This window comes from Streptomyces alkaliphilus (assembly GCF_014141535.1).
Lineage (GTDB): Bacteria > Actinomycetota > Actinomycetes > Streptomycetales > Streptomycetaceae > Streptomyces > Streptomyces alkaliphilus.
This window is the reverse complement of sequence record NZ_VKHT01001439.1, coordinates 1-938: the sequence shown is the minus strand read 5'-3', so window position 1 is coordinate 938 and position 938 is coordinate 1. Positions and strand designations below refer to the sequence as shown.

The window sequence follows — 938 nt, the reverse complement described above, 5'->3', positions numbered from 1 at the left end:
CCCTGATCGCCCACCGTCGCCCCGGCGGGGTGGAGTGGGAGACCTGGCACACCTACCCGGACGAGGGCGCCGTCGTCGTCACCCGGGGGCGGGTCACCACCGCCTCGCCGGGGGCCGCCCCCGGGGTCCTTCCGATCCCCGCCGCCCGGGGTCCCCGGCGGGGCCCGCGGCCCGGGAGCGGCGCCCCGGGACCGATACCGGCCGGCACGGGGCCGTTCGGGGTACCGGAGGGGACCCGCCCGCCGGGTGGTGGATCCGGGGAATGTCCCCCTCCGGGTGGGTAGGCTCCGGCCCATGGAGCACGAGGTGTACATCCCGTATTCCGCCGCGGATGTGCGGGCCGCGCTCGCCGACCCGGCCCGCGCCCTGACCCGTGTCCCGGGGTTCCACCCCGATCCCGACTCCGCGCCCGGCACCCCCGGCGGGCGCCTGCGGGTCCGCGTCGGGGGCTCCACCATCACCTACCGCGGCACCCTGGTCGCCGTGGAGCGGGGGGAGGGGTTCATCGTCACCGCCGAGGGTGTCGAGGCGCGCGGTGACGGCGAGGTCCGGCTGACGCTGGAGGTGGTGCCCCGCTCGGCCGCCGACGACACCGGAACCACCCTCGTCTTCAGCGGAACCGTCCGGGCGGGGGGACGTCTCGCGGACATCGAACCCGGGCAGCGGGAGTCCGCCGCCCGACGCCTCCTGGACCGCTTCGCCGAGGCGCTGGTCGCTTCCCCCACCGACGGAGGGGACGGGGACGGCGCCGGCGCCGATGTCCCCCGCACGGGGGAGGCCCGGCCGGGGACTCCCGCGGCCGGTGGCCCGAGGGGGACCTCCGATGGAGCCGGGAGCGCCGGGGAGCCGGAGGACCCCGAACGGTCCCCCGAGGGGCCCGAGGGCGAGGGGGACGGGCATGAGGGGAACCCGGACCCGGCCGACGAGCGCCCCGACGG

2 protein-coding genes are annotated in these 938 nt (G+C 78.8%); both read left to right on the top strand.

The window, feature by feature from the left end; all coding sequences use genetic code 11:
* Positions 1-2: 2 nt before the first annotated feature.
* Entirely contained in the window at positions 3-284 is a 282-nt protein-coding gene (locus tag FNQ90_RS27845; protein WP_228471589.1) for a DUF2617 family protein, read from the top strand.
* 10 nt (positions 285-294) lie between these two features.
* Positions 295-938 (top strand): SRPBCC family protein (locus FNQ90_RS24960; protein ID WP_182608400.1); only part of this gene is annotated, 644 nt, incomplete at its 3' end.